The following is a 23,495-nucleotide window of genomic DNA, read 5'->3' as shown; positions in this document are numbered from 1 at the left end:
CTGTCGATGTTTGCCAATGTGCGCTTTTTCATGTGCGCTTGTGATCTGCATATCCGCCCCTTAGATGTTCTGGGAAACCAAACAGCCTGAGGTGCAGCAATGTTCAACTCTCCCCTTTTCGACCGTGACCGCCTGCTTGATGCAAATGCCCATGCCGCTGGCGGAGCAGGGCCGGACGGATTGGGAAATCTGCCTGAATGGGATCTGAGCGATCTTTACAGCTCAGAAGACGCGGCTGAGCTGGAACGGGATTTGGGCTGGCTGGAAACCGAATGCGCGGCATTTGCGGCGGACTACGAAGGCAAACTGTCCGACCTTGATGCAGATGGGTTGCTGACCTGTGTTCTGCGCAACGAGAAGATCAACGCCATCGCAGGGCGGATCATGTCGTTTGCGGGCCTGCGCTACTATCAACTCACAACGGATGCAGCGCGGGCAAAGTTCATGTCCGATATGCAGGAAAAGATCACCATCTTCACCACACCGCTGGTGTTTTTCACGCTTGAAATCAACCGGATAGATGACAGCCAGCTGGACGCACATTTCGCCAAAAACAGCGATCTGGCCCGCTATAAACCGATCTTTGATCGCATCCGCTCGATGAAGCCCTACCAGCTGTCGGATGAGTTGGAAAAGTTCCTGCACGATCTTGGGGTCGTGGGTGACGCCTGGGAGCGGCTGTTTGACGAAACCATCGCCGGTCTGACCTTCACGGTGGACGGCGAAGAGCTGAACATCGAAGGCACGCTGAACCTGCTGACCGAACAGGATCGCAGCAAGCGCGAAGCGGCAGCGCGGGAACTGGCACGCGTCTTTGCCGACAACATCAAGATCTTTGCCCGCGTCCACAACACACAAGCTAAAGAGAAAGAAATCCTGGACCGCTGGCGCGGCATGCCTTCACCACAAATGGGGCGCCACCTGTCCAATCATGTCGAACCAGAGGTGGTCAACGCCCTACGCGAAGCTGTTGTTGCCGCCTACCCAAAGCTGTCTCATCGTTACTATGAGCTGAAGCGCAAGTGGCTCGGCCTTGATCGGATGCAGGTCTGGGACCGCAATGCACCGCTGCCGATGGAAACCAGCCGGGTCGTCAACTGGGACGAGGCGCGCACAACGGTGATGGATGCCTATAACGCCTTTGACCCGCGTATGGGTGAAATTGCAGAGCCTTTCTTCAGCAAAGGCTGGATTGATGCGGGCGTGAAGCCAGGCAAAGCCCCCGGCGCTTTTGCCCATCCAACCGTCACCGACGTGCATCCCTATGTGATGTTGAACTATCTGGGCAAACCGCGGGATGTCATGACACTTGCCCACGAACTGGGCCACGGCGTGCATCAGGTGCTGGCGGCGGAACAGGGGGAAATGCTCTCCTCCACACCGCTGACCCTGGCAGAGACGGCATCCGTGTTTGGGGAAATGCTGACCTTCCGCAAGATGCTGGAAAAAGCAAAGGACCAGAACGAACGCAAGATCCTGCTCGCAGGCAAGGTCGAGGACATGATCAACACGGTCGTGCGCCAAATTGCTTTCTATGACTTTGAATGCAAACTGCACGCAGCCCGCGCCGAGGGCGAGCTGACACCAGATGACATCAACGCGCTGTGGATGTCGGTTCAAGCAGAGTCGCTTGGCGAAGCCTTTGACTTCATGGAAGGATACGAGACCTTCTGGGCATATATCCCCCATTTCGTCCATTCGCCCTTCTACGTATACGCCTATGCGTTTGGCGATGGTTTGGTGAACGCGCTTTATTCCGTTTATGCCGACGGAGCCGAAGGGTTCGAGGAAAAATACTTCGACATGCTAAAAGCGGGCGGCTCCAAACACCATAAGGACCTGCTGGCCCCATTTGGTCTGGACGCCTCGGACCCGACATTCTGGGACAAAGGTCTGCGGATGATTTCAGACATGATTGACGAATTGGAGGCGATGGAAGCCTGATCCAAACCCTGCCAGACAAGACGCAAAAGGCCGGAAGAACATATGTTCTCCCGGCCTTTTTGTTGTATCAGAGGATCGCGGCTCACTGTTGGGGGAAGTAATCCTCACAGTCGCCGTCGCGGTAGACGTCCGCGGTACAGCAGTGCAGACCGCCGCCGAACGCATAAGCATCGCGCAGCTCGACCTCGACCACTTCCATGCCTAGTTTGTCCATCTGTTCGGCCTGATAGACCTCGGACTTTTCGACACAAACGGTTTTGGGATCCAGCACAAGCACGTTCATCGACAGCCAGGTCGAAGAATAGCACAACGGCGGCGGCGTGTTGTGCGCTGGCTGCGCTGCATCCACGATTTCCCACCCGTTTTTATTGAACATTTCGCGTTGATCCTCTGGCAGGCGGCGCTGCGGATTGTTGAGGATCAGACCTGGACGCAACGGCGTAAAGGTCGCGTCAATGTGGATCGGATAGGGGTCGCCCGGGAAGTTCACAGTATGCACCCGGTGATCGGGGAAGTGACGGCGCAGCCACTCGATGCCCTTGAGGTTGGTTGTGAAACCGTGCTGCACGACCAGATCCTTGCCAAAGCGCAGAACGTCAGCAGCATCAAACAGCGGCTCTTCTTCGGTGGTGACAAAGAACTTCTCTGCCGCCCATTCCAAGCGCTTGGCTTCGCCAATCTTTTCGCTCAGGTAATCAGGGTGATAATCCGCATCTGTCAGGCGAGGTTTTGGCGCGGCCTCGTGGCGGAAGTTGGGGTCTTCTTCCCAGTACTTCTGCAACAACGGCCGATAGTTCAGATACTCAAACCAGCGGCAGCGATAGGACATTGTCGCTTCGAGCATTTCATGACCCACGGTCAACAACACATCGCGCGGCGGCATACATCCAAACTGACTTTCGGTGTGAAAATCGGGGGTTGTCACCGGCTGTGCATGATCGATCGACACCGGGCGATCCACACGAATGCCGCGACCACGCAGTTGATCGGCGAAATTGTCCAACAGTTCATTGGCACGGTCGATGGTTTCTTGCGGGCGGCGGCCCCATTGGCCACGCATGTCGCTGTCTTCGGGGACTTTTGCGTCCAGCGCGGGCTCCTCTGGTGGGATGTGGCAATCATCCGCGCGGCCAACGATGACATGGCGCAGCGTATCCCATTCGTTCCAGCTTTTGACTTCTGTTTTTTCTGGTGACCAGCCCATCGCAGCCTCCTCCTGTGGGGGGAGACCGAGGCGGGGCCTTCAATCTCCCGATTGAAAGTCCCGGCGTACAGGATCGTGAATACGGGCAAGACGCTTGCGCTCTTGGACGACGCCATCGTCCCTTTACCCCCTGCCCCTATAGCACTGCACCATGACCCTTGAAAGAATTTTCCATACGGGCGCGGGGCCACGCGTCACTTCAACTGGCTGTCTTTGGAGCCGCGGCGATTTATGCCACTGCGCAGCTGCGGGGCCCCATCGCGATCTTGCTGACAATCAATGCACAGCTTCACCCCAGGGATGGCCTGCCGACGTGGTTCAGGGATCGGCTCTTCGCAGTCGGCGCAATGGGTGAAACTTTCGCCCATGGGGGCAGAACGCGCCCGCATACGGGCCAGCTCGTCACTGATCAATGCCTCGATCTGCTCCCCAACAGCACCATCTTTTGCCCATCCACCTGCCATGCACGCTCCGTCCGATAAGACACCAGAAGCAAAAGCCTGCCACGTTCAGCAACAGATGCCAATCACCACGCGGCTCAGCCGGTTCATGTGACGCAGGCATCTTGCCCAGTTGGCAGGTATGCAAGTGCGGCAATCAGACAAGAGACCCAGGATCCGCACCACATAAAAGGCGCGGCAGACACCCCTAGCGCAGCCGCTGTTCTGTCACGGCGTCAAAGAAATATGCATCAGCGTCGTCAAACGCCAAGGTGACAGAGGTGCCTTCGGGGTGCGCTTCGTCTCCGCGGGTTTCGACGATGATTTTCTCCCCCGTCGGCGTTGTCAGATAGTCATAGGACACGCCACCCAGCCGTTCGCGCAGATCAAGGATCAGGCGACTGTCGCCCGCATCTACCGTCAGGTGCTGGGGGCGCAAACCAACAAGCACCTTTTCCCCCTGGTTGGGCAGTTGAACAGAGGTCTGAATTGCACGGCCCTCAAGCGCGGGCACGATGACTGCGCCACCGTCGACATGACCTTCAAGGAAGTTCATGCTCGGCGAGCCGATGAAGCCAGCAACAAATCGATTGGCAGGATTGGAGTAAAGCTCCATCGGACTGCCAACCTGTTCCACACGGCCTGCGCGCAGGACCACGATCTTATCTGCCAGGGTCATGGCCTCGACCTGATCGTGGGTGACATAGATCATCGTCGCGCCGATTTCCTTGTGCAGGCGCGCAATTTCCACCCGCATATCAACGCGCAGTTCGGCATCCAGATTGGACAGGGGCTCGTCAAAGAGGAACACCTCAGGGCCCCGCACGATCGCACGGCCAATCGCCACACGCTGACGCTGCCCACCAGACAATGCCTTTGGTTTGCGCTTGAGATATTGATCCAACTTCAGGATCCGGCTGGCTTCGGCAACTTTTTCGGTGATCTGGGCCTTGGGGTGCCCATTCATCTTGAGCCCGAACCCCATGTTCTCCTCGACCGTCATATGCGGGTAAAGCGCGTAGGACTGAAACACCATCGCCACCCCACGGTCAGCCGCGTCCAGGTCGGTGACATCGCGCGCGCCAATATGGATCGCACCGCCAGAGGTCTCCTCAAGACCTGCAATCATCCGCAGCAATGTGGATTTGCCGCAACCAGATGGCCCCACAAAGACGCAGAACTCCCCGTCTTCGATGGATAGATCCACGTCGTGGATCACTTGCACGTCCCCATATCTCTTCACGGCTTTCGCCAGTGTGACCCCGGTCATAGGCCCCTCCCTTATTCTAACTCGGAAACTGCCAGGTCTCCGCCGCTGCCGCGATATCCTCGGCCGTTTTCAACAAGGCCGGGCGCAAGGCGTCCAACCCTTCCAATGATTGCCGCTGCACGGAGGATGTGATCGACAGCCCCCCCATCACCTTTCCTGCTTTCGACAGGATGGGAACAGCCACACAGATGATGCCCGGCTCGTGCTCTTCGCGGTCGAATGCTACGCCAGCCGCACGGATATCCGCCAGTTCCGCCCTCAAGGCATCTGCTGTTGCCAGAGTAAACGAGGTATGGGCAAAGAACGCCTGCCGTCGGATTGCGTCCTCCTGGGCCTCGCTCGGCAAAAACGCAATCATGGCTTTGCCCACACCGGTGCAATAGCCAGGGCCGATCTTTCCAGCCTGGCTGAACATCTCAATCGGTGAGGCAGCATTGCGTTTGTCCACGTACAACACCTGGCCGCGATCAAGCTGTGCCAGGTGGATGGTCTCACCGATATCTGCCGACAATTGATCCAGAAAGGGACGCGCCACTGGTGCCAGAGCGCTCTGACGCCACGCCGCATGGGCCAAACGGACCAGCCGCAGCCCCGGTGTGTAGGTCTGGTGTACCTCGTCATAGGCCAGCATTCCCTGTTTGGTCAGCGTCTGCACCAGCCGATAAAGCGTGGCCTTGGGATGGTCAGAGGCCGCCAGCACTTCACCAAAACGAACCGGACGGCCAGCTTCCGCAATCTGATCGAGAACCGCCAGCGCTTTGCCGACCGTACCATCAGAATCCCGTGTTTGCGGCACCGTCTTTACCATTTCTGCTCTCTCCCTTGCCCGTGCGTTCCGGAGGTTGCTGTTGACATCCATAGCGGAGCACGTTCATAGTTTCAATAGTTGGAATTTGGTTCCATTATATGAAACCAGAGAATCCACGTCAACAGGGAGGACGTCATGAATACTTTGAAAGGAACGGTTGCAGGCATCGCGCTTAGCCTTGGCTTGGCCACTGCAGCCCAAGCGGAACTCAGCGGAACGCTCAAGATTTTCTCGGACATGTCCAATCCGGCACCACGCGCGGTGATGGAGCAAATGGCTGCGGAATTTGATGCGATGCATCCGGATCTGGCGGTTGAACTGACCGTGATCGACCGCGAAGCCTACAAGACCCAGATCCGCAACTTCCTCTCTGCGAATCCGCCAGATGTGGCCAACTGGTATGCGGCCAACCGGATGCGGCCCTATGTGTCGGCCGGCCTGTTCGAGGATATCTCGGACCTTTGGAACGAACCGGAAATTGCTGACGCTTTGGCCTCAACCAAAGGCGCAATGACCCTCGACGGGAAGCAATGGGGCGTGCCCTACACCTATTATCAGTGGGGTGTTTACTACCGCGAAGACGTCTACAAAGAACTCGGCCTCGAAGAGCCGGGTGATTGGGACACCTTCAAGGCGAACTGCCAGAAGATCCTGGATTCCGGTCGCAAGTGCTTCACCATCGGCACCAAGTTCCTTTGGACCGCCGGAGGGTGGTTTGACTATCTGAACATGCGCACCAACGGCTATGATTTCCATATGGCGCTGACCAATGGCGAAATCTCCTGGACCGATGACCGCGTAAAACAGACCTTTGCAAATTGGCGCGAGCTGATCGACATGGGGGCGTTCATTGACAACCACCAGTCTTACAGCTGGCAAGAAGCCCTGCCCTTCATGGTCAAAGGTGAAGCCGCTGCCTATCTGATGGGCAACTTTGCCGTGGCCCCACTGCGCGAGGCAGGTCTGGGTACCGATCAGCTTGATTTCTACCAGTTCCCCGCCATCAACCCCGATGTCGAACTGGCCGAAGACGCACCGACAGATACGTTCCACATTCCATCGGGTGCGCAGAACAAGGAAGCTGCCCGGGAATTCCTGCGGTTCGTGGTCTCGGCTGATAACCAGACCAAGATCAACAGCGGCGACGCGCTGGGGCAACTGCCGGTCAATTCAAATTCATCGGTGGATGATGATGAGATGCTGAACCAGGGCTTCGCCATGCTCTCATCCAATTCGCCCGGCGGCATCGCGCAGTTTTTCGACCGTGACGCTCCGGCAGAAATGGCCTCCGTCGCGATGGAAGGCTTCCAGGAATTCATGGTGTTCCCAGACAATCTCGAAGACATCTTGAACCGGCTCGAAAAGGCGCGGGAACGCGTCTACTGATCCTGGATCTTACAAAAAATCACCTGGGGCCAGCCGACTGGCCCTGGGGTTTCTTCGCCTGACGCTGTCACTGGCTTCAAGCGGCACCGGTAGTGCAACCACTCCACTTTGCACCAACAATGGAGGCTCATCGTGGCTCAGATGCGGCTAGCACCGGGAAACGGGTCCACGCCCGACCCCACTTCACATCGCGGACCGCAGGACAGTTGGCTGCGGCGTAATCGCCAAACCCTGGCGCCACTGCTGTTTTTGGCGCCTGGCGTCATTTTCTTTCTGTTTTATGTGATCTTCCCGATCTTGCAGAGCTTCAATCTATCCTTCTATCGCTGGGATGGACTAGGCGAGCCGCAGTTCATCGGGATGGAAAACTACCGTGAATTGCTGGACGACCGCGCCTTCGAAGTATCGCTCTGGAACAACCTGAAATGGCTGCTTCTGTATCTGCTGGCCATCCCGGCCGGATTGTTCATCGCCTTGTTCCTGAACCAGACAGTGACAGGGATCCGGCTATATAAATCGCTGTTTTTCTTTCCATTCGTCATCAGTCAGGTGGTTGTCGGCTTGGTGTTCAGCTGGTTTTACGACCCGACATTTGGCCTGCTCAATCAAGTGCTGGGCTGGGTCGGACTGGGACCTTTGAACGTCCTTGGCGACCCTACTCTGGTGACCTACGGAATCATTGCTGCGGGGCTTTGGCCACAGACCGCATATTGCATGATCCTTTATCTGACAGGATTGAACGCGGTCGATCCCGAACAGGTCGAAGCCGCACGGCTGGATGGGGCCAAGGGGGCAAAAATGCTCTGGTATGTGATCATCCCGCAGCTGCGCCCGGCGACATTTGTTGCCTTCGTGGTGACCATCATTGGCGCGCTGCGCAGCTTTGATCTGATTTCGATCATGACCAACGGTGGCCCGTTTGGCTCCAGCCGTGTGTTGTCGTTCTACATGTTCGAAAAAGCGCTCTCCGAATATGGATTTCGCATGGGCTATGGCGCGGCGATCGCGGTGGTGCTGTTCCTGATCATGCTCTGCTTCATCGCCTATTTCCTGTGGTCGATGTACCAAGACGACAAAGGAGGCCGCTGATGTTTCCCAAACCAATTCAGAACAGTTCGCGCGCCTGGCAGACCACCTATCAGGCACTGGTTCCTGTAGCACTGATCATGTGGCTACTGCCGCTGATCGCGGTTGCCATCTTTTCCATCAAACCTGAAGCAGACTTCACGACCGGCAACTACTGGGGCATCCCGTCTTCGTTTGAAGGCGCAAGCAACTATGGCAGAGTTTTCTTCGGCTCCGACATGCCACGCTATCTGTTGAATTCGGTGCTGATCACGGTGCCCACTGTGATCGGAGCGGTTGCCTTGTCCTGCATGACGGGCTTTGCCCTCGGCGTTTATAAATTCCGCGGCAATCTTCTGCTGTTTTTCATGTTTGTCGCAGGCAATTTTGTGCCCTTTCAGATCTTGATGGTGCCAGTCCGCGACCTGACGCTGGACATGGGGCTCTACAACACGAAAACAGGTCTGGTGCTGTTTCATATTGCCTTTCAGACCGGATTCTGCACGCTCTTCATGCGCAATTTCATTCGGGCGCTGCCGTTTGAATTGATCGAAGCCGCCCGCGTCGAAGGGGTCGCAGAATGGCGCATTTTCTGGTTTGTGGTTCTACCACTGATGAAACCAGCCATCGCCGCACTGAGCGTGCTGATCTTTACCTTCATCTGGAACGATTACTTCTGGGCCGTGGTTCTGACGCAGGGTGCTGAGAGCCAGCCGGTGACCGCGGGCATCACATCCTTCAACGCGCAATACAGGGCCGCCTACCACCTGATGAGCGCGGGCAGCATTGTTGCTGCTCTGCCGCCTGTCGCGATGTTCTTCCTGATGCAGCGTCACTTCATCGCCGGGCTGACCCTCGGGGCCGTCAAATGACACCAGATACAAAGATACGGTGCTGGCGGCTGCAAGATCAGACCCAAAGTCTAGTACTTGCAGCCGACGGCGACCAACTGCCGGAGATTGTCTACTGGGGTCCGCGATTGCCGGACGCTTCAGATCTGTCGATGCTGGCACTGGCCGCGCGGCCAGATGTCACCGGCGGAATTCTGGATGCGGTTCCACCACTGTCCATTTGTCCAGAAGCACGGCGCAGCTTTCCCGGACACCCCGGCCTATCACTGCGCGATGACACGGGCGCGGTCTTGCTGCCACGGTTCTCGTTTCACGACGCCAAGGACGCAGACAACGAACTGACTCTGATCTATCGCGATGCGGATCTTGGACTGGACTACCAGGCGATATTCACGCTTACGCCGTCGTCCGGCATGATTGTCGCGCGTGCAACGTTGGAGTCGACCCGCCCCATTGGTGTGCAATGGCTTGCACCGCCGGTTTTTCCGGCTCCGCAAAACAGCCAGGAGATGATCGATTTCCATGGCCGCTGGATTGGCGAATTTCAGGTTTCCCGCACGCCTTGGGCGCCGGGCGCGCGGTTGCGTGACAATCCAACAGGGCGGACCGGACATGAACATTTTCCAGGGCTGATTGTGCCATGCAACGGCGCAACAAATACCCAAGGCCAGGCCTACGGCTTCCACTATGGCTGGTCTGGTGGCCATCGCATGGTGGCAGAAGAGCTGCCGGACGGGCGCCGCCAAATCCAATGGGGGCACGCAAGCGGCAGCTACCGTGAGGCGGCAACGCGCTTCGAAACCGCTCCGCTCTATGCGGTGTTTTCGGACGCGGGCATCAATGGCTGTGCAACCGCGTTTCAAAGGCATCTGCGAGACAGCGTTCTGAAACTGCCGACGCCCGACCGCTCACGCCCGGTTCACTACAATTGCTGGGAAGCGGTTTATTTCGACCATGACCATGACACGCTTTGCGACATCGCCAGCCGCGCCGCAGAACTGGGAGCAGAACGCTTTGTTTTAGATGATGGTTGGTTTGGACAGCGCAACACGGACACCACGTCTCTTGGGGACTGGACCATCAACCACGAGAAATATCCAGGCGGTCTGATGCCGCTGATCAACCATGTCCACGCATGTGGCATGACGTTTGGCATTTGGGTTGAACCAGAAATGGTCAATCCCGACAGTGATCTCTACCGAACCCACCCCGACTGGATCCTTGGCGACGCAGATCAGCTGCTCGGTCGCCAGCAACTCGCGCTGAACGTGGCGCTGCCAGAGGTTCAGGCCTATCTTTATGATCACTTGGCCGCCCTGCTATCCGCCCATCCCATCGAATACGTGAAGTGGGACCACAATCGAGTTCTGCCCGAACCTGATCACCGCCAAGCCATGGCTGTTTATGCCCTGATCGACCGTTTGCGCGCGAATTTCCCAACGGTGGAGTTCGAAAGCTGCGCCTCTGGTGGCGGGCGGATCGATTTTGGCATTCTGTCTAGAACCCACCGCGTTTGGCTGTCCGACAGCAATGATCCGCTGGAACGGCTGCGGATCCAGCACGAAGCCGCGCTTTTCCTGCCGATGGTTGTCACCGGCAGCCATGTCGGCCCCCGCATCTGTCACACATCCGGTCGCGCCACAGATATCCGGTTGCGCGCATGGGTGGCCGCCCAGCGCCATATGGGGTTCGAAATGGATCCCAGAGAGCTGACCAAAGACGAAGCACAGGTGCTGCGCGAGGTCACAACCTGGTGGAAAGCCAACCGGAGCTGGCTGCAACAAGCCGATATTTTGCGCCTGGACAGCGACGATCCCGCCATGATCGCGGAATTGCAGCGCGCGGCGGAGGCGGATCGCTTTGTGGTTTTTGCAGGCCTGTCGGAAAGCAGCACACAAATCCTGCCCCGCCCGCTGCGCTTGTGCGGGCTTGATCCTGACGCGAAGTATGAAATCCGCCTCCTGAACCGGGATGACGCGCCCGCACTCTCCAGAGGCACGCCACTGTTGAAAACGGACGCTGCCACTCTCAGCGGCCAATATCTGATGCACCAAGGGATCACCCTGCCTTGGACCTTTCCACAGTCGATCTGGGTGATTGAAGGAACACGCCTATGAGCAAAGACAGACGCAACCGGGCCTGGTACGGAAAGCTGGACAAAGATGGCTTCATTCATCGCAGCTGGATGAAAAACCAGGGGTTTCCAGACCACGCCTTTGACGGGCGACCCATCATTGGCATCTGCAACACCTGGTCGGAACTGACCCCTTGTAACTCTGGCCTCAGAGATCTGGCCGAAGGCGTCAAACGCGGCGTCTGGGAAGCTGGGGGCTTTCCGGTCGAGTTTCCCGTGATGTCTTTGGGCGAGACACAAATGAAACCCACCGCGATGCTGTTTCGCAACCTGTTGGCCATGGATGTCGAAGAATCCATTCGCGCTTATGGGATCGATGGCGTGGTGCTGCTTGGCGGCTGTGACAAGACCACACCCGGCCAGCTGATGGGTGCGGCGTCGGTTGACCTCCCTTCCATTGTGGTCAGCTCGGGCCCGATGTTGAACGGCAAATGGCAGGGCAAAGACATTGGATCCGGCACCGACGTTTGGAAATTCTCCGAAGCCGTGCGCGCCGGCGAGATGACTTTGCAGGATTTCATGGCGGCCGAGTCCGGGATGAGCCGCTCCAAGGGCGTCTGCATGACGATGGGAACCGCCTCCACCATGGCCTCGCTGGTCGAAGCAATGGGCATGAGCCTGCCCACAAACGCAGCCCTGCCCGCGGTTGACGCCCGGCGCATGGCTTTGGCGCATTTGACCGGTAAGCGTATCGTCGAAATGGTCGAAGAAGATCTGAAACCCTCTGATGTGCTGACCCGCGATGCCTTCCTCAATGCGATTGTGGCAAACGCTGCGGTTGGCGGCTCGACAAATGCGGTCGTCCATCTGCTGGCCTTGGCAGGCCGGGTGGGTGTTGACCTGACCCTAGAGGACTTTGGGCTCGGCAGTGATGTCCCGCTGCTGGTGAATTGCATGCCGTCCGGCAAATACCTGATGGAAGACTTCTGCTATGCAGGCGGGATGCCCGTCGTGCTGAAACAGCTCGCGGAAGCAGGCTGTCTGCAAAATAGCAAAACCGTCTTGGGCGGCGATATCCATGCCTATGCGGATGGCGCAGAATGCTACAACGAGGATGTCATCAAGACCTTTGCCGATCCGGTCAAACCGGCAGCGGGCCTGCGCGTTCTGCGCGGCAATCTGGCTCCGAACGGTGCCATTGTGAAACCCTCTGCCGCAACGGATCATCTGCTGGAGCATGAAGGCATCGCATATGTCTTTGAAACCATCGAAGATATGAAAGCCAATATCGATCGCGACGATCTGCCGGTGACGAAGGACAGCATTCTTGTACTGAAAGGCGTGGGCCCAAAGGGTTACCCTGGCATGCCCGAAGTCGGAAACATGCCAATCCCCCGCAAATTGGTGCGTGATGGGGTTCGCGACATGATCCGTATTTCTGATGGCCGGATGTCTGGAACAGCCTTCGGAACCGTTATTCTGCATGTTTCGCCAGAATCCGAGGCCGGTGGACCTTTGGCTTTGGTGAAAACCGGGGACCGCATCAAGGTCAGCGCCAGCAATGGCACCTTGGACCTGTTGATTTCTGACGATGAAATGGCCCTGCGCCGGGCGGACTGGGCACCGACCGCACCGCACTACACACGCGGCTATGCAAAACTCTACGTCGATACCGTGCTGCAGGCTGAAAAAGGCGCAGACCTCGATTTTCTCGTCGGCAAAGACACCCGCCCTGTAACCCGGGAGAGCCACTGATGACTGACATGGCACAGTTTCCAGATCTGAACGGCGCCTCCGTTTTTATAACCGGCGGCGGCTCAGGCATTGGTGCAGCATTGACCGAGGGGTTTCTGCGCCAGGGCGCAAAGGTCGCTTTTGTCGGGCGATCAGATGCCTCCGCATTTGTTGAAAGGATGGTTGCTGAAACCGGGCACCGACCGCTGTTCATCCCTTGCGATATCTCTGACACAGCAGCGCTGCGGGATGCCATCCAGCAGGCTTCAGAAGCACACGGGCCGATCACCAGACTGGTGAATAACGCGGCCAATGATCAGCGGCACGCGACACTTGCTGTGGACGAAGCGTTTTGGGACTGGTCGCAGGCAATCAACCTCAAAGCCTACTTTTTTGCCTGTCAGGCGGTGTTGCCCGGCATGCAAGCCAGCGGCGGCGGCTCGATCGTGAACTTCTCTTCAATCAGCTACATGATGGGCAACAGCGGCTATCCGGCCTACACAACCGCCAATGCTGGCATTACCGGCATGACCCGGAGCCTTGCGCGAGAGTTTGGGCCCGACCGCATCCGCATCAACTCGCTCGCGCCCGGATGGGTTTTGACGGAAAAACAGCTCGACAAATGGGCCACACCGGAAGCGCTGGCCGCACATTTGGAGCGCCAGTGCCTGAAGGATCATCTGGCCCCGCAAGACATTGTTGGCGCGACGCTGTTTCTGGCATCATCAACAAGCCGTATGATCACAGGGCAGACCTTGGCCGTTGATGGCGGTGTTGTGGTGACGGGATGAGCACGCCAACCCAGCCAAAAGCCGAAATCAAGAACGCGAAAGTGACAGCGCCTGAGCTTGAGACAGCAACCGAGACGAGCCGCGAAACACGACACGGCCCCCTCGCCTGGGTTGCGGTGGATTGGGGCACCAGTCACTTACGCGTCTGGCTGATGGATCGGAACGACACAGTGATCAAGCACTTGTCATCTGATCAGGGCATGTCGCGGTTACAGCCAGGAGACTATGAGCCCACGCTCCTGCAGCTGCTGGCGCCCTATCTGCCAGATCAGGCGGAGCCATCGGAGGCACTTGTTCCGGTAATCTGCTGCGGCATGGCTGGATCGCGCCAGGGCTGGGCCGAAGCGGCCTATACGGCAGTCCCCTGCCCCCCGCCGGGGCTTGCATTGGCCACGCAACCGCCGCTGCAGAACAGCAGGATTTCTGTTTCTCTTCTGCCAGGCGTCAAATCTGTCACGCCCCCAGATGTCATGCGCGGAGAAGAGACGCAGATCGCAGGCTTTCTGAACGCGCAAAACGCATCACAAGGCACCCAGGTCGTCTGCCTGCCGGGAACCCATAGCAAATGGGTGACCATCATTGATGGACAGATCACGGCCTTCACAACCTTTATGACCGGCGAGCTTTTTGGCTTGTTGCAACAACAATCGGTTCTTCGGCATTGCGTCGGCACCTCCGGGTGGGAGCAATCAGCTTTCGAAGCGGCCATTGAAGAAGCCATTGCAGCCCCCAACAGCATTGCAGCCAGCCTGTTCCGGATCAGAGCAACGGCGCTCTTGTCAGATCAAACCGCAGAGGCGGGTTTGGCACGGCTTTCCGGCCTGTTGATCGGCGCTGAACTGGCGGCGACACAGGCAATTTGGGCCAACCACCCTGTGACCATTCTCGGCACCGACGCCCTGGCCCGCTGCTATGAAACCGCCCTGTCCCTCAAGGGCGGCACCGCCACCCGGGTCGATGCAGATGCGCTGACGCTCGCAGGGCTTCGGGCCGCACATACCCAACTGAAAAAGGCACAAACCCCATGAGCCGAAAGTTAATCGCAATCCTGCGCGGGCTGCAGCCAAAAGAGGCTCGCCCCATGGTGGACGCCCTCATCACAGCCGGGATCACCCGCATCGAAGTGCCACTGAACTCTCCACGCCCCTTCGACAGCATCGCCGCCATGCTGGATCAGGCCAACGGACGGGCCACCATCGGGGCGGGCACGGTTCTGGATGTGAGCTCCGTGCACACGCTGGCAGAGCTCGGGGCACAAATGGTGGTCTCACCCGATTGCAATCCCGAGGTGATCAAGGCCACCAAAGCGGCCGGGATGCTGTCCTACCCCGGTGTGTTCACCCCATCTGAGAGTTTTGCAGCCCTGCGGGCGGGTGCGGATGGGCTGAAGTTCTTTCCCGCATTCAAACTCGGAATCGACGGGTTTTCCGCAATGAAAGCCGTATTGCCCCCTGAGGCCGAGACATATGCCGTGGGCGGTGTCGGGCCAGAGGATTTCGCAGCATGGCAGCGCGCGGGCATCGCCGGGTTTGGACTTGGCTCCTCGCTCTACAAACCGGGACGTTCGGCCAAAGATGTGGCGCAGCTCGCGGCCGAAACAGTTGCGGCCTACGATGAGGCGTTTGATGGCTGACCCAACAGCGCCTGCACAGCTCCCTTCGGTCTACAGCGAAACTGTTTGTACGCTGGGGGAAGGCCCGCTTTGGCACCCGCTCAGACAGCAACTGTTCTGGTTTGATATCCTGGGCAAGCGGCTGCTGACCCACCAAGACGGCTCTGAGACAAGCTGGCAGTTTGACGACTGTGTTTCTGCTTGCGGCTGGGTCGATGAAGCCACTTTGATCTTGGCAAGCGCATCCGCGCTCTGGCGTTTCGATCTGCGAACCGGGGTGCGGCATCATCTGGTGGATCTGGAGGCAGAGCAACCGCTGACTCGTTCCAACGATGGACGCGCAGATCCCTGGGGAGGCTTCTGGATCGGCACGATGGGCTATAACGCAGAAAAAGGGCTCGGATCGATCTATCGCTACTATCGCGGGGAACTGCGGCGTCTGTTTGGCGATCTGACCATCCCCAACGCCATATGTTTTGCGCCTGACACATCCTGTGCCTATTTCACGGATACCACCTCTGGCCAGATCATGCGCCAATCGTTGTCCGCGGACACAGGCTGGCCAGATGACCAAGCCCAGGTTTACCTGGATTTCAGCGGCGAAGACTTTGGGCCGGACGGTGCGGTGGTCGACGCGCAAGGTCGCTTCTGGAACGCACAATGGGGCGCTGGTCGCGTTGCGGTCTACAGCCCAGATGGCGACCTATGTGATGTTTATGCACTGCCGACATCACAGGCGTCTTGCCCGGCTTTTGGCGGCGCTGATCTGTCTCGTCTGTTTGTCACCACCGCGGCGGATGGGCTGAACGAGCCCGCAGCAGGCAAGACCTATGCATTTGACACCACGGCCACAGGCCAACGCGAACACCGCGTCCACCTCTGAGGACACCCATGCAGCGGACACTCGGCACCTGCTACTATCCAGAACACTGGCGAGAAGAAATCTGGGAAGACGACGCCAAACGGATGGCTCAAACCGGGCTCAGCTGGGTCCGCATCGGCGAGTTCGCCTGGTCGCGCATCGAAACCACACCAGGCCAATTACAATGGGAATGGTTGGACCGTGCAATTCAGACATTGGTGTCCGCCGATTTAAAAGTGGTTTTGGGCACACCAACCGCAACACCGCCGCGCTGGATGGTGGATCGCCATCCAGACATGTTTGCACTGGACCAAAACGGACAAATACGCGGGTTTGGATCCCGCCGCCATTATTGTTTCAGCCACGAAGGATACCGAGCAGAATGCCGCCGGATCGTCCAACTGCTGGCAGAACGCTATGGTCCAGGGGACCAGATCGCCGCGTGGCAGACGGACAATGAATACGGCTGCCATGACACAACGGTCAGCTATTCCACCGCCGCGCGCCATGCCTTTGTTAACTGGCTCCGGGATCGCTATGGCGATGACATTTCGGCTTTGAACAAGGCATGGGGCAATGTGTTCTGGTCCATGGAATACGACAGGTTTGAGCAAATTGATCTGCCGAACCTCACGGTTACCGAGGCCAACCCTGCCCACACCCAAGCCTTCCGGCGGTTTTCTTCGGATCAGGTGATCAGTTTCAACAAAGAACAGGTGGATATTCTGCGTGCCCATTCAGATGCGCCGATTGCGCATAACTATATGGGCCGCGTCACTGATTTCGATCACCACAAGATTGGCGCGGATCTCGATATCGCCAGTTGGGACAGCTACCCGCTGGGTTTCCTGGAGGACCGTGTGGGCGCGACGCCTGACGACCAACGCCGCTATGCAAGACAGGGTGACCCGGACTTCCAAGCCTTTCACCATGATTTGTATCGTGCCGTCGGCCGTGGCCGCTGGTGGGTGATGGAACAGCAACCGGGGCCTGTAAACTGGGCGCCCTACAACCCGGCCCCGTTGCCCGGCATGGTCCGGTTCTGGACCTGGGAGGCGTTTGCCCACGGTGCTGAAACGGTCTGTTACTTCCGTTGGCGTCAGGCCCCGTTTGCCCAGGAGCAGCTCCATGCCGGACTTTTGCGGCCAGACAGCGCAGACGCGCCAGCACTCGAAGAGGCGCGGCAGGTTGCGGAGGAACTGACCGAAGCCCCATCAGCCGCGGTTGCGCAGGCGCCTGTTGCCCTGATTTTTGACTACGACGCGGAATGGGCATGGCAGGTGCAACCTCACGGTGCCGGGCTCAGCTATTTCGATCTGGTGATGGATCACTATCGCGCGCTGCGGCGCTTGGGTCTGACCATTGATATCGTGCCGCCCACCCAGACGGATTTCACAGGCTATGCGCTGATTTTGGCACCTGGGTTGATCCATATGGCCGATGAGCTCCGCCAGGCATTAGAGGGCGCTGAGGGGCAGGTCTTGCTTGGCCCCCGCAGCGGCGCGCGCGATGCGGATTTCAATATCCCCACGACCACTTTGCCCCCAGCCATCGATGGTCTGGACGTCCGTGTGATTGCTGTTGAAAGCCTGCGTCCGGATATGCCGGTTGCCCTGGCGCAGGTTCCAGAAAACTCAACTGGGCCGTCCACGAGCGCCCCCCCGGGCACGGTCGGCAAGTATATGGAGATGCTGGAAGGCACCGCCGCGCCTGTGCTGCAAACTGCTGACGGGCGTCCGGTCGCGGTGAGCAACGGATCAACGACCTATTGTGCGGGATGGCTGGATGCGACCGGATTGGAGCGGCTGCTGACCCACCTATGCGCTACAGCAGCGCTGCCAGTCCAGCGCATGCCGGATGGTGTGCGCACCCGCAAAACCGCGACAGAGGAATTTTGGTTCAACCATCTGGCCAAACCCACTGACAGCCCTGTCGGGGTCCTGCCACCGGCTGCTGTGGTGCGCAGGCCCATCGACAACGATTGAAAAGCAAAAACCAATGAAAAGCCGCCGGATCACAAGACCGGCGGCTTAACCAAACCTATTTCTAGACCTAGACCGTGCCGCCCAGGCTGCCCTCCAGGGTGGCCAGCTCTTGGCCGCCTGCCATCAGGTCCTGCAGCTCTTCGGCGGAGATTTCCCCGCGCTTGGCGGTCCCCAGCGTTTGTCCGCGGTTGAGCACAGTAAAACGGTCTCCAACCGCCAAAGCATGGCGCACGTTGTGGGTGATAAAGACCACGGCAACGCCCTGCTTTCTGACCTTATCAATGGTCACCAGCACATTGGACGTCTGCCGCACGCCCAATGCGGAGGTCGGTTCATCCAGGATCAGAACTTTGGCGCCGAAATGGACCGCTCTGGCGATAGCAACCGTCTGTCGTTCACCGCCAGATAGGGTGCCAACCGCCTGATCTGGCCCGCGCAAATTGATGCCCATTTTGCGCATTTCTTCCATGGTGATGCGATTGGCATAATCATGGTCGAACATCTTCAGCGGGCCGATCTTGCGGACAGGTTCGTTGCCCATGAAGAAGTTCCGGCTGACTGACATCAGAGGGATCATCGCCAGATGCTGGTGAACCGTCGCAATCCCGGCTGCAATCGCATCGCGTGGATCGGCAAAATGCATCGGCTGACCCTCAAAGAGGATTGAGCCCGATGTTGGCTTGTGAACACCCGACATGGTTTTGATGAAGGTGGATTTGCCCGCACCATTGTCGCCCAGAAGACAGTGACATTCACCCGGGTAGACACCAACCGACACGCCCGCCAGCGCAATCACGCTGCCAAAGTGTTTCTGGATGTTCTGCATTTCGATCAAAGGGGTTGAGGACGACATCTTAGCGCTCTCCCGTGATCAGACGGCGAATATAAGTGTTCAGGATCACCGCGCACAACAAGATGACGCCCAAGAAGACACGAAACAGTGAACTTTCCACGCCCGCAAAGAACAGCCCCTGCTGGACCACCCCAAAGATCAGCGCCCCAAGAGCCGCCCCGATGACGGAACCATAGCCGCCGGTCAGCAACGCGCCCCCGATCACCACTGCGATGATCGCCTCAAACTCCTTGAGCAATCCGCGATCCGACCCGGCGCTGCCGAATTCCATCACCTGACAAGTGGCAAAGACCGTCGCGCAGAAGGCCGTGAACATAAACATCAGGATCTTCACGCGGTTGACCGGCACACCAGAATTGCGCGCCGCTTCGGCATCTCCGCCGGCTGCGAAGATCCAGTTGCCGAACCGTGTTTTGGTCAAAATAAAGTGCCCAACAACAACCAGCAAAAGCGCCCAGACAATCAGCATCGGCAGGCCGTCGACGACCGGCTGCCCTTTGCGGGTGCCGCGTTCGAACACGGCGATCCAACCGTTGTCACCAAGCCATTGGAATAGACCGGTCAGGATTTTGCCACCGAACACCGCAGCGAGCCAATCGCCCTCTGCCGCATCAGCGACCCCGCCAATAATCGTTTTGCGTTCAATGGTTTGGGGCAGATAGATCGCAAAGCCACGCAGGATGAACAGAAACGCAAGCGTTACGATAAAGCTGGGCAATCCGGTGCGCACCACGATGTAACCGTTCAGCGCGCCAATCGCCAGCGCCACCACAAAGGTCGTGATGATGGCCATCCAAACTGGCCAGCCAAGCGTGACGCTGAAAATCGCGATCAACATCCCGGCAAAGCCAATCATTGAGCCAACGGAAAGATCAAACTCCCCCGCAATCATCAAAAGACAGGCGCCCACCGCAATGATGACGAACTGCGCCGAAATCTGGCTCCAGTTCAAAATACCCTGACTGTTGAACATGCCGCTGTCGCCAGCGAAAATCAGGAACATGAAGAAAACGATGGCAGTGCCGATGATACCGCCGAGTTCGGGCCGGATCAGCGCTTCGCGGAAACGAGAGCGGTGTTTAATCCGCTCATCGCCCGCAATCTGAGTATGTGCGTCAGACATGGGCATCTCTCACAATAAGGGCGGCCCACAGACTGCGGCCGCCCAAAACAGTTTCAAATCAGCGATATTCGCCAGCGAATTGTTCCACCTTCTCGAGCGCGTCCTTGGTGACGAAACCAGGACCGGAGTTGATGTTGTTGCCGGGCAGAACCCCATAACGATGGTAGTTGGTCAAAACCACAACCGGCAGATAGGCTTGCAGGAATGGCTGCTGGTCGATGCCCCAATTGATCACGCCGGATTTCAGGCCTTTGACGATCTCTTCACCCAGGTCGAAAGTGCCGAAGTAGATGTCACCCGCCATGCCGTTTTCTTCGAGGGCAAGAATGGTCGGATCAGCCGATGTTGGGCCAAGCGTCAAGATCGCGTCGGTTTCCGGATTGGCATTGAGATAGGCCAACACGCGGTTCTTGATCTCTGCAGGGTCCTGGCCGCTGTCGATCATCTGTTCGCCCAGATCAACGCCAAGACCGTCCGCAAACCCCTGGCAGCGCTCGGTCGATGACGGCGAGCTGATGTAGTGGTTCACGCATAGGAAGCTGGCCATGCCATCGCCTTTGGCGCGCAGACCTGCCGCGTAGCCGGCATCGTACTCAGGCTGTCCAACATACATCAGCGCGCCAACTTCGCGGGCTTGATCTGGGGTGCCCGAATTCATGATGATGACGTCCACGCCGCTGTCGACGGCCGCCTGGATCGGACCAGACAACACGTCATAGTCGGACAGTGTGGTGATGATGCCATTGGGGCCTGATGCTGCGGCCTGCTCGATGATGCGCGCCATATCCGCCAGGTCACCGGTTGGTGGATTGCGATACTCCACCTCCACATTCATCTGCTCACCTGCCAGCGCAATGCCGTTCTTGATGGTGTTCCACCAGCTATCGCTGTCAGGTGCGTGGCTGACGAGAATGTATTTTTCGCCTTCGGCCGCTGCCGCTGTCGCGAGCATGAGCGGCGCTGCGGCGACCGCTGTTGCCGTTACAAATGTCTTGAAAATAGATGTCATTTCTTCCTCCCAGAGTTTGCACCGTGTTGCGTGCAGGCGGTTTCTCTCCGCGTCTGGCGATAGCAAAACACGAATCGATTTTTTTTGCAACCGGTTGCAAAATGTGGCAGCATTTTTCTACTGAACTCGGAGGCAAATCGGGATAGATGAACGGATCATTGTTTGAGACGACAGATCGACCGCGGTGGCCTTAGATTTCGGGGCATAACAGAAGGACACGCTGCGAATGGCAGTCACGCTGAAAGATGTTGCAGAACGGGCCAACGTGTCCCGGTCAGCGGTGTCACGGACATTCACCGATGGCGCGTCGGTGTCCGAAAAAATGCGCCGCAAGGTCGAAAAAGCCGCACAAGAGCTGGGCTACAGCCCGAACGCGTTGGCCTCCTCCTTGACGACGGGGCGAACCAAGCTGATCGGGCTGGTGTCAAACAACTTTCACAACCCGATTTTTCTTGAGGTTTTTGACAAGTTCACCAGACGACTGCAGGACAAAGGCCTGCGCCCGCTCTTGGTGAACCTCTCAGACGAAATTGACCCAAAGAACTCCGTTCGTATGTTGCGGCAATATTCCGTCGACGGCGTCGTGGTCGCCTCTTCCACGCTGCCGCCCGGGTTTGCCAAAGCGTTCAAAGACGCAGGCGTGCCTGTGGTTCACAGCTTTGGGCGCTCATCGCCGACACCGCAGGTGCATGTGGTTGGCATCGACAATGTGGAATGCGGCAGAATGGCTGCCAGGACACTATTGGCCAGAGGCTATAAAAACGTGGCCTTTCTGGGTGGCCCGGAAACAGCCACATCCACACAAGACCGTTTTGACGGGTTTCTGTCTGAAATGGCCAATCAGACGGGCGTCACATACAGCCATAGTTTCGCAGACGCCTATTCTTTTGAAGCGGGCCGCTCCGAAATGCTGCGCCTTTTGCAAAACGCACCGGCGGACGCCTATTTTTGCGGCGATGACGTTCTGTCGATCGGGGCGCTCAGCGCGATCCGCGAACAGGGGCTGCGCGTGCCCGAAGACATCGGGATTATAGGACTGAACGACATGGAAATGGCGCGGTGGCAGAGCAACGATCTGACCACCATCCATCAACCGATTGAGCAGATCGTGAACTCCTCAATTGAATTGGTGGTTGCGATGTTGGATGAGCCGGAGCGCTACCCCGAAGCGCGTATTTTCCCCTGCCACGTTGTGGAACGTGGAACATTGCGCCCGCCGCAACAGCACCCCTAAAACCATCAGGAGCGCGAGATACACCCGCGCCCCTGAACTGCCCCGAACTGCCCTGAACTGTTGCCGTTAGAACAGTGGTCTCTCTGCCGTCTCAGCGGAACATCGGAGGGCGCGCATCCAGCCAAGCGCCTGCCTCTGCACCGCTTTCTGCGACCGCAAACACAGCAGCCATCGACCGCAGCCCATCTTCGGCCCGCGGATAAAGATCCGCCGCCGGATCCACCGGACACCCTTCTTTTTCGGCGCGGATCGCCTCTGCCAGATCGCTGTAGATATTGGCAAACGCAAGCGGCATGCCTTCGGCGTGACCGATGGTGACTCGGCTCGTACGATCTGCCTCCGGGCTCAGGTTGGCCTCCCCCCGCTCAATCACCGTGCTGCGTCCCCCCAACGGCATCCAGTAGAGCTGGTTCGGCTGTTCCTGCGACCAACGCAGCCCGCCCTTCTCTCCAAACACCTGAAGGGTCAGCCCGTGCTGTCGGCCAATCGCGATAGACGACGTCCAAAGGCGTCCGACTGCGCCACCATCAAATCGCAGATTAACCATCGCATCATCTTCCAACTCCCGGCTGGCAATGCAGCTTACGGTGTCGGCGGACAGGCGCGTGACCTCCTGGCCGATGACGAAACTGGCCATATGCAAGGCGTGGATCCCACAATCGGCGAACTGCGCGGACACACCGGCCTGTGCCGGATCATAGCGCCAGCGCACCCGCGGATTGTCTGCATCTGCTGCGTCAGCATGATGACCATGGGCGAATTCTGCCTTCACCATGCGGATCTGACCCAGATCACCGCGCGCCACCATCGCCCTCATATGACGGACCAGCGAATAGCCGGTATAGCCATAGTTCACCGCGCAAATACGCCCAGTGGATTTGGCCAATTTGACGATCTCCTCCCCCTCTTCAACGGTCATCGTCATCGGCTTTTCACACAGCACATGGAACCCGGCTTCGAGGAAGCGTTTGGTGATTTCGAAATGCGTTGCGTTTGGCGTCGCCACGGTCACGAGATCCACACGGTCCTCGCGTCCGCGCTCGCCTGCGAGCATTTCCTCCCAATCGCCATAGGCACGGTCAGAAGCCAAACCAAGGCGCTGGCCATAGGCACGTCCCTCTTCGGGGCGGTGGTCCAGCGCACCAGCGACAAAGTCAAAGGCCCCATCCAAGCCTGCGCCAAGCCGATGGGCCGGACCAATCTGGCTGTGTTCACCGCCGCCAATCATGCCCCACTTCAGTTTCGCCATG

General features: G+C 58.2%; 20 protein-coding genes. 12 read left to right on the top strand and 8 right to left on the bottom strand.

From position 1 onward, the window contains the following. Positions 1-99: 99 nt before the first annotated feature. Positions 100-1,944: a M3 family oligoendopeptidase gene (locus Q0C28_RS13385; protein ID WP_293576584.1), complete on the top strand. Its 1,845-nt coding sequence runs from the start codon at positions 100-102 to the stop codon at positions 1,942-1,944. Positions 1,945-2,026: 82 nt separating this feature from the next. On the opposite strand, the gene Q0C28_RS13380 is transcribed toward Q0C28_RS13385, so the two are convergent. From Q0C28_RS13380 to Q0C28_RS13365, 4 genes are all read right to left on the bottom strand, one after another. Next, positions 2,027-3,148: a serine/threonine protein kinase gene (locus Q0C28_RS13380; RefSeq protein WP_293576582.1), complete on the bottom strand. Its 1,122-nt coding sequence runs from the start codon at positions 3,146-3,148 to the stop codon at positions 2,027-2,029. Between the two features lie 194 nt (positions 3,149-3,342). Then, complete coding sequence (locus Q0C28_RS13375; RefSeq protein ID WP_293576580.1) at positions 3,343-3,612, bottom strand: DksA/TraR family C4-type zinc finger protein; 270 nt, start codon at positions 3,610-3,612, stop codon at positions 3,343-3,345. A gap of 184 nt (positions 3,613-3,796) precedes the next feature. After that, complete coding sequence (ugpC, locus tag Q0C28_RS13370; RefSeq protein ID WP_293576579.1) at positions 3,797-4,858, bottom strand: sn-glycerol-3-phosphate ABC transporter ATP-binding protein UgpC; 1,062 nt, start codon at positions 4,856-4,858, stop codon at positions 3,797-3,799. A gap of 16 nt (positions 4,859-4,874) precedes the next feature. After that, positions 4,875-5,666 carry an IclR family transcriptional regulator gene (locus Q0C28_RS13365; protein ID WP_293576578.1) on the bottom strand — a complete coding sequence of 264 codons (792 nt, stop codon included), beginning with the start codon at positions 5,664-5,666 and terminating at the stop codon, positions 4,875-4,877. 135 nt (positions 5,667-5,801) lie between these two features. Between Q0C28_RS13365 and Q0C28_RS13360 the strand changes: the two genes are divergently transcribed. The 10 genes from Q0C28_RS13360 (at position 5,802) to Q0C28_RS13315 (ending at position 18,026) form a co-directional block, all read left to right on the top strand. Then, positions 5,802-7,052 (top strand): ABC transporter substrate-binding protein, encoded by a 1,251-nt coding sequence (locus tag Q0C28_RS13360; RefSeq protein ID WP_293576576.1) that lies wholly within the window; start codon positions 5,802-5,804, stop codon positions 7,050-7,052. 141 nt (positions 7,053-7,193) lie between these two features. Then, positions 7,194-8,141 carry a carbohydrate ABC transporter permease gene (locus tag Q0C28_RS13355; protein WP_293576609.1) on the top strand — a complete coding sequence of 316 codons (948 nt, stop codon included), beginning with the start codon at positions 7,194-7,196 and terminating at the stop codon, positions 8,139-8,141. Continuing rightward, the gene (locus Q0C28_RS13350) at positions 8,141-8,989 is read left to right on the top strand and encodes a carbohydrate ABC transporter permease (RefSeq protein WP_293576574.1); all 849 of its coding nucleotides are present in this window, start codon (positions 8,141-8,143) and stop codon (positions 8,987-8,989) included. The genes Q0C28_RS13355 and Q0C28_RS13350 overlap by 1 nt, the downstream gene beginning before the upstream one ends. Continuing rightward, positions 8,986-11,085 carry an alpha-galactosidase gene (locus Q0C28_RS13345; protein ID WP_293576572.1) on the top strand — a complete coding sequence of 700 codons (2,100 nt, stop codon included), beginning with the start codon at positions 8,986-8,988 and terminating at the stop codon, positions 11,083-11,085. The genes Q0C28_RS13350 and Q0C28_RS13345 overlap by 4 nt, the downstream gene beginning before the upstream one ends. Then, entirely contained in the window at positions 11,082-12,797 is a 1,716-nt protein-coding gene (locus Q0C28_RS13340; protein ID WP_293576570.1) for an IlvD/Edd family dehydratase, read from the top strand. The genes Q0C28_RS13345 and Q0C28_RS13340 overlap by 4 nt, the downstream gene beginning before the upstream one ends. Then, entirely contained in the window at positions 12,797-13,567 is a 771-nt protein-coding gene (locus tag Q0C28_RS13335) for an SDR family oxidoreductase (RefSeq protein ID WP_293576568.1), read from the top strand. The genes Q0C28_RS13340 and Q0C28_RS13335 overlap by 1 nt, the downstream gene beginning before the upstream one ends. Continuing rightward, complete coding sequence (locus Q0C28_RS13330) at positions 13,564-14,595, top strand: 2-dehydro-3-deoxygalactonokinase (RefSeq protein WP_293576566.1); 1,032 nt, start codon at positions 13,564-13,566, stop codon at positions 14,593-14,595. The genes Q0C28_RS13335 and Q0C28_RS13330 overlap by 4 nt, the downstream gene beginning before the upstream one ends. After that, complete coding sequence (locus tag Q0C28_RS13325) at positions 14,592-15,200, top strand: 2-dehydro-3-deoxy-6-phosphogalactonate aldolase (RefSeq protein ID WP_293576565.1); 609 nt, start codon at positions 14,592-14,594, stop codon at positions 15,198-15,200. The genes Q0C28_RS13330 and Q0C28_RS13325 overlap by 4 nt, the downstream gene beginning before the upstream one ends. Beyond that, positions 15,193-16,062, top strand: a complete 870-nt coding sequence (locus Q0C28_RS13320) for an SMP-30/gluconolactonase/LRE family protein (protein ID WP_293576564.1) — start codon at positions 15,193-15,195, stop codon at positions 16,060-16,062. Before Q0C28_RS13325 ends, Q0C28_RS13320 begins: the two co-directional genes overlap by 8 nt. Before the next feature lie 8 nt (positions 16,063-16,070). Next, entirely contained in the window at positions 16,071-18,026 is a 1,956-nt protein-coding gene (locus Q0C28_RS13315; protein WP_293576562.1) for a beta-galactosidase, read from the top strand. A gap of 67 nt (positions 18,027-18,093) precedes the next feature. On the opposite strand, the gene Q0C28_RS13310 is transcribed toward Q0C28_RS13315, so the two are convergent. From Q0C28_RS13310 to Q0C28_RS13300, 3 genes are read right to left on the bottom strand one after another with little or no spacing between them, the layout of a single operon-like run. Then, positions 18,094-18,879 (bottom strand): ATP-binding cassette domain-containing protein, encoded by a 786-nt coding sequence (locus Q0C28_RS13310; protein ID WP_293576560.1) that lies wholly within the window; start codon positions 18,877-18,879, stop codon positions 18,094-18,096. 1 nt (position 18,880) lies between these two features. Further along, complete coding sequence (locus Q0C28_RS13305) at positions 18,881-20,002, bottom strand: ABC transporter permease (RefSeq protein WP_293576559.1); 1,122 nt, start codon at positions 20,000-20,002, stop codon at positions 18,881-18,883. 58 nt (positions 20,003-20,060) lie between these two features. Next, on the bottom strand, positions 20,061-21,011 hold the full coding sequence (locus tag Q0C28_RS13300) for a sugar ABC transporter substrate-binding protein (protein WP_293576558.1): 951 nt from the start codon (positions 21,009-21,011) through the stop codon (positions 20,061-20,063). Between the two features lie 226 nt (positions 21,012-21,237). On the opposite strand from Q0C28_RS13300, the gene Q0C28_RS13295 reads away from it, so the two are divergent. Then, positions 21,238-22,245 (top strand): LacI family DNA-binding transcriptional regulator, encoded by a 1,008-nt coding sequence (locus Q0C28_RS13295; protein ID WP_293576556.1) that lies wholly within the window; start codon positions 21,238-21,240, stop codon positions 22,243-22,245. Between the two features lie 91 nt (positions 22,246-22,336). On the opposite strand, the gene Q0C28_RS13290 is transcribed toward Q0C28_RS13295, so the two are convergent. Further along, positions 22,337-23,494 carry a Gfo/Idh/MocA family oxidoreductase gene (locus tag Q0C28_RS13290; RefSeq protein ID WP_293576554.1) on the bottom strand — a complete coding sequence of 386 codons (1,158 nt, stop codon included), beginning with the start codon at positions 23,492-23,494 and terminating at the stop codon, positions 22,337-22,339. Position 23,495 lies beyond the last annotated feature (1 nt).

The organism is Phaeobacter sp. (assembly GCF_022825805.1).
Classification (GTDB): domain Bacteria; phylum Pseudomonadota; class Alphaproteobacteria; order Rhodobacterales; family Rhodobacteraceae; genus Phaeobacter.
The sequence above is the reverse complement of the archived record's forward strand: the minus strand, read 5'-3'. Positions and strand labels throughout refer to the sequence as shown.

Coding starts and splice junctions, on each gene's coding strand:
- Q0C28_RS13305 (WP_293576559.1), bottom strand. CDS start 20,002: ATGTCTGACGCACATACTCAGATTGCGGGCGATGAGCGGATTAAACAC.
- Q0C28_RS13360 (WP_293576576.1), top strand. CDS start 5,802: ATGAATACTTTGAAAGGAACGGTTGCAGGCATCGCGCTTAGCCTTGGC.
- Q0C28_RS13335 (WP_293576568.1), top strand. CDS start 12,797: ATGACTGACATGGCACAGTTTCCAGATCTGAACGGCGCCTCCGTTTTT.
- Q0C28_RS13375 (WP_293576580.1), bottom strand. CDS start 3,612: ATGGCAGGTGGATGGGCAAAAGATGGTGCTGTTGGGGAGCAGATCGAG.
- Q0C28_RS13315 (WP_293576562.1), top strand. CDS start 16,071: ATGCAGCGGACACTCGGCACCTGCTACTATCCAGAACACTGGCGAGAA.
- Q0C28_RS13295 (WP_293576556.1), top strand. CDS start 21,238: ATGGCAGTCACGCTGAAAGATGTTGCAGAACGGGCCAACGTGTCCCGG.
- Q0C28_RS13320 (WP_293576564.1), top strand. CDS start 15,193: ATGGCTGACCCAACAGCGCCTGCACAGCTCCCTTCGGTCTACAGCGAA.
- Q0C28_RS13345 (WP_293576572.1), top strand. CDS start 8,986: ATGACACCAGATACAAAGATACGGTGCTGGCGGCTGCAAGATCAGACC.
- Q0C28_RS13325 (WP_293576565.1), top strand. CDS start 14,592: ATGAGCCGAAAGTTAATCGCAATCCTGCGCGGGCTGCAGCCAAAAGAG.
- Q0C28_RS13355 (WP_293576609.1), top strand. CDS start 7,194: ATGCGGCTAGCACCGGGAAACGGGTCCACGCCCGACCCCACTTCACAT.
- Q0C28_RS13365 (WP_293576578.1), bottom strand. CDS start 5,666: ATGGTAAAGACGGTGCCGCAAACACGGGATTCTGATGGTACGGTCGGC.
- Q0C28_RS13380 (WP_293576582.1), bottom strand. CDS start 3,148: ATGGGCTGGTCACCAGAAAAAACAGAAGTCAAAAGCTGGAACGAATGG.
- Q0C28_RS13290 (WP_293576554.1), bottom strand. CDS start 23,494: ATGGCGAAACTGAAGTGGGGCATGATTGGCGGCGGTGAACACAGCCAG.
- ugpC (WP_293576579.1), bottom strand. CDS start 4,858: ATGACCGGGGTCACACTGGCGAAAGCCGTGAAGAGATATGGGGACGTG.
- Q0C28_RS13385 (WP_293576584.1), top strand. CDS start 100: ATGTTCAACTCTCCCCTTTTCGACCGTGACCGCCTGCTTGATGCAAAT.
- Q0C28_RS13350 (WP_293576574.1), top strand. CDS start 8,141: ATGTTTCCCAAACCAATTCAGAACAGTTCGCGCGCCTGGCAGACCACC.
- Q0C28_RS13340 (WP_293576570.1), top strand. CDS start 11,082: ATGAGCAAAGACAGACGCAACCGGGCCTGGTACGGAAAGCTGGACAAA.
- Q0C28_RS13300 (WP_293576558.1), bottom strand. CDS start 21,011: ATGACATCTATTTTCAAGACATTTGTAACGGCAACAGCGGTCGCCGCA.
- Q0C28_RS13310 (WP_293576560.1), bottom strand. CDS start 18,879: ATGTCGTCCTCAACCCCTTTGATCGAAATGCAGAACATCCAGAAACAC.
- Q0C28_RS13330 (WP_293576566.1), top strand. CDS start 13,564: ATGAGCACGCCAACCCAGCCAAAAGCCGAAATCAAGAACGCGAAAGTG.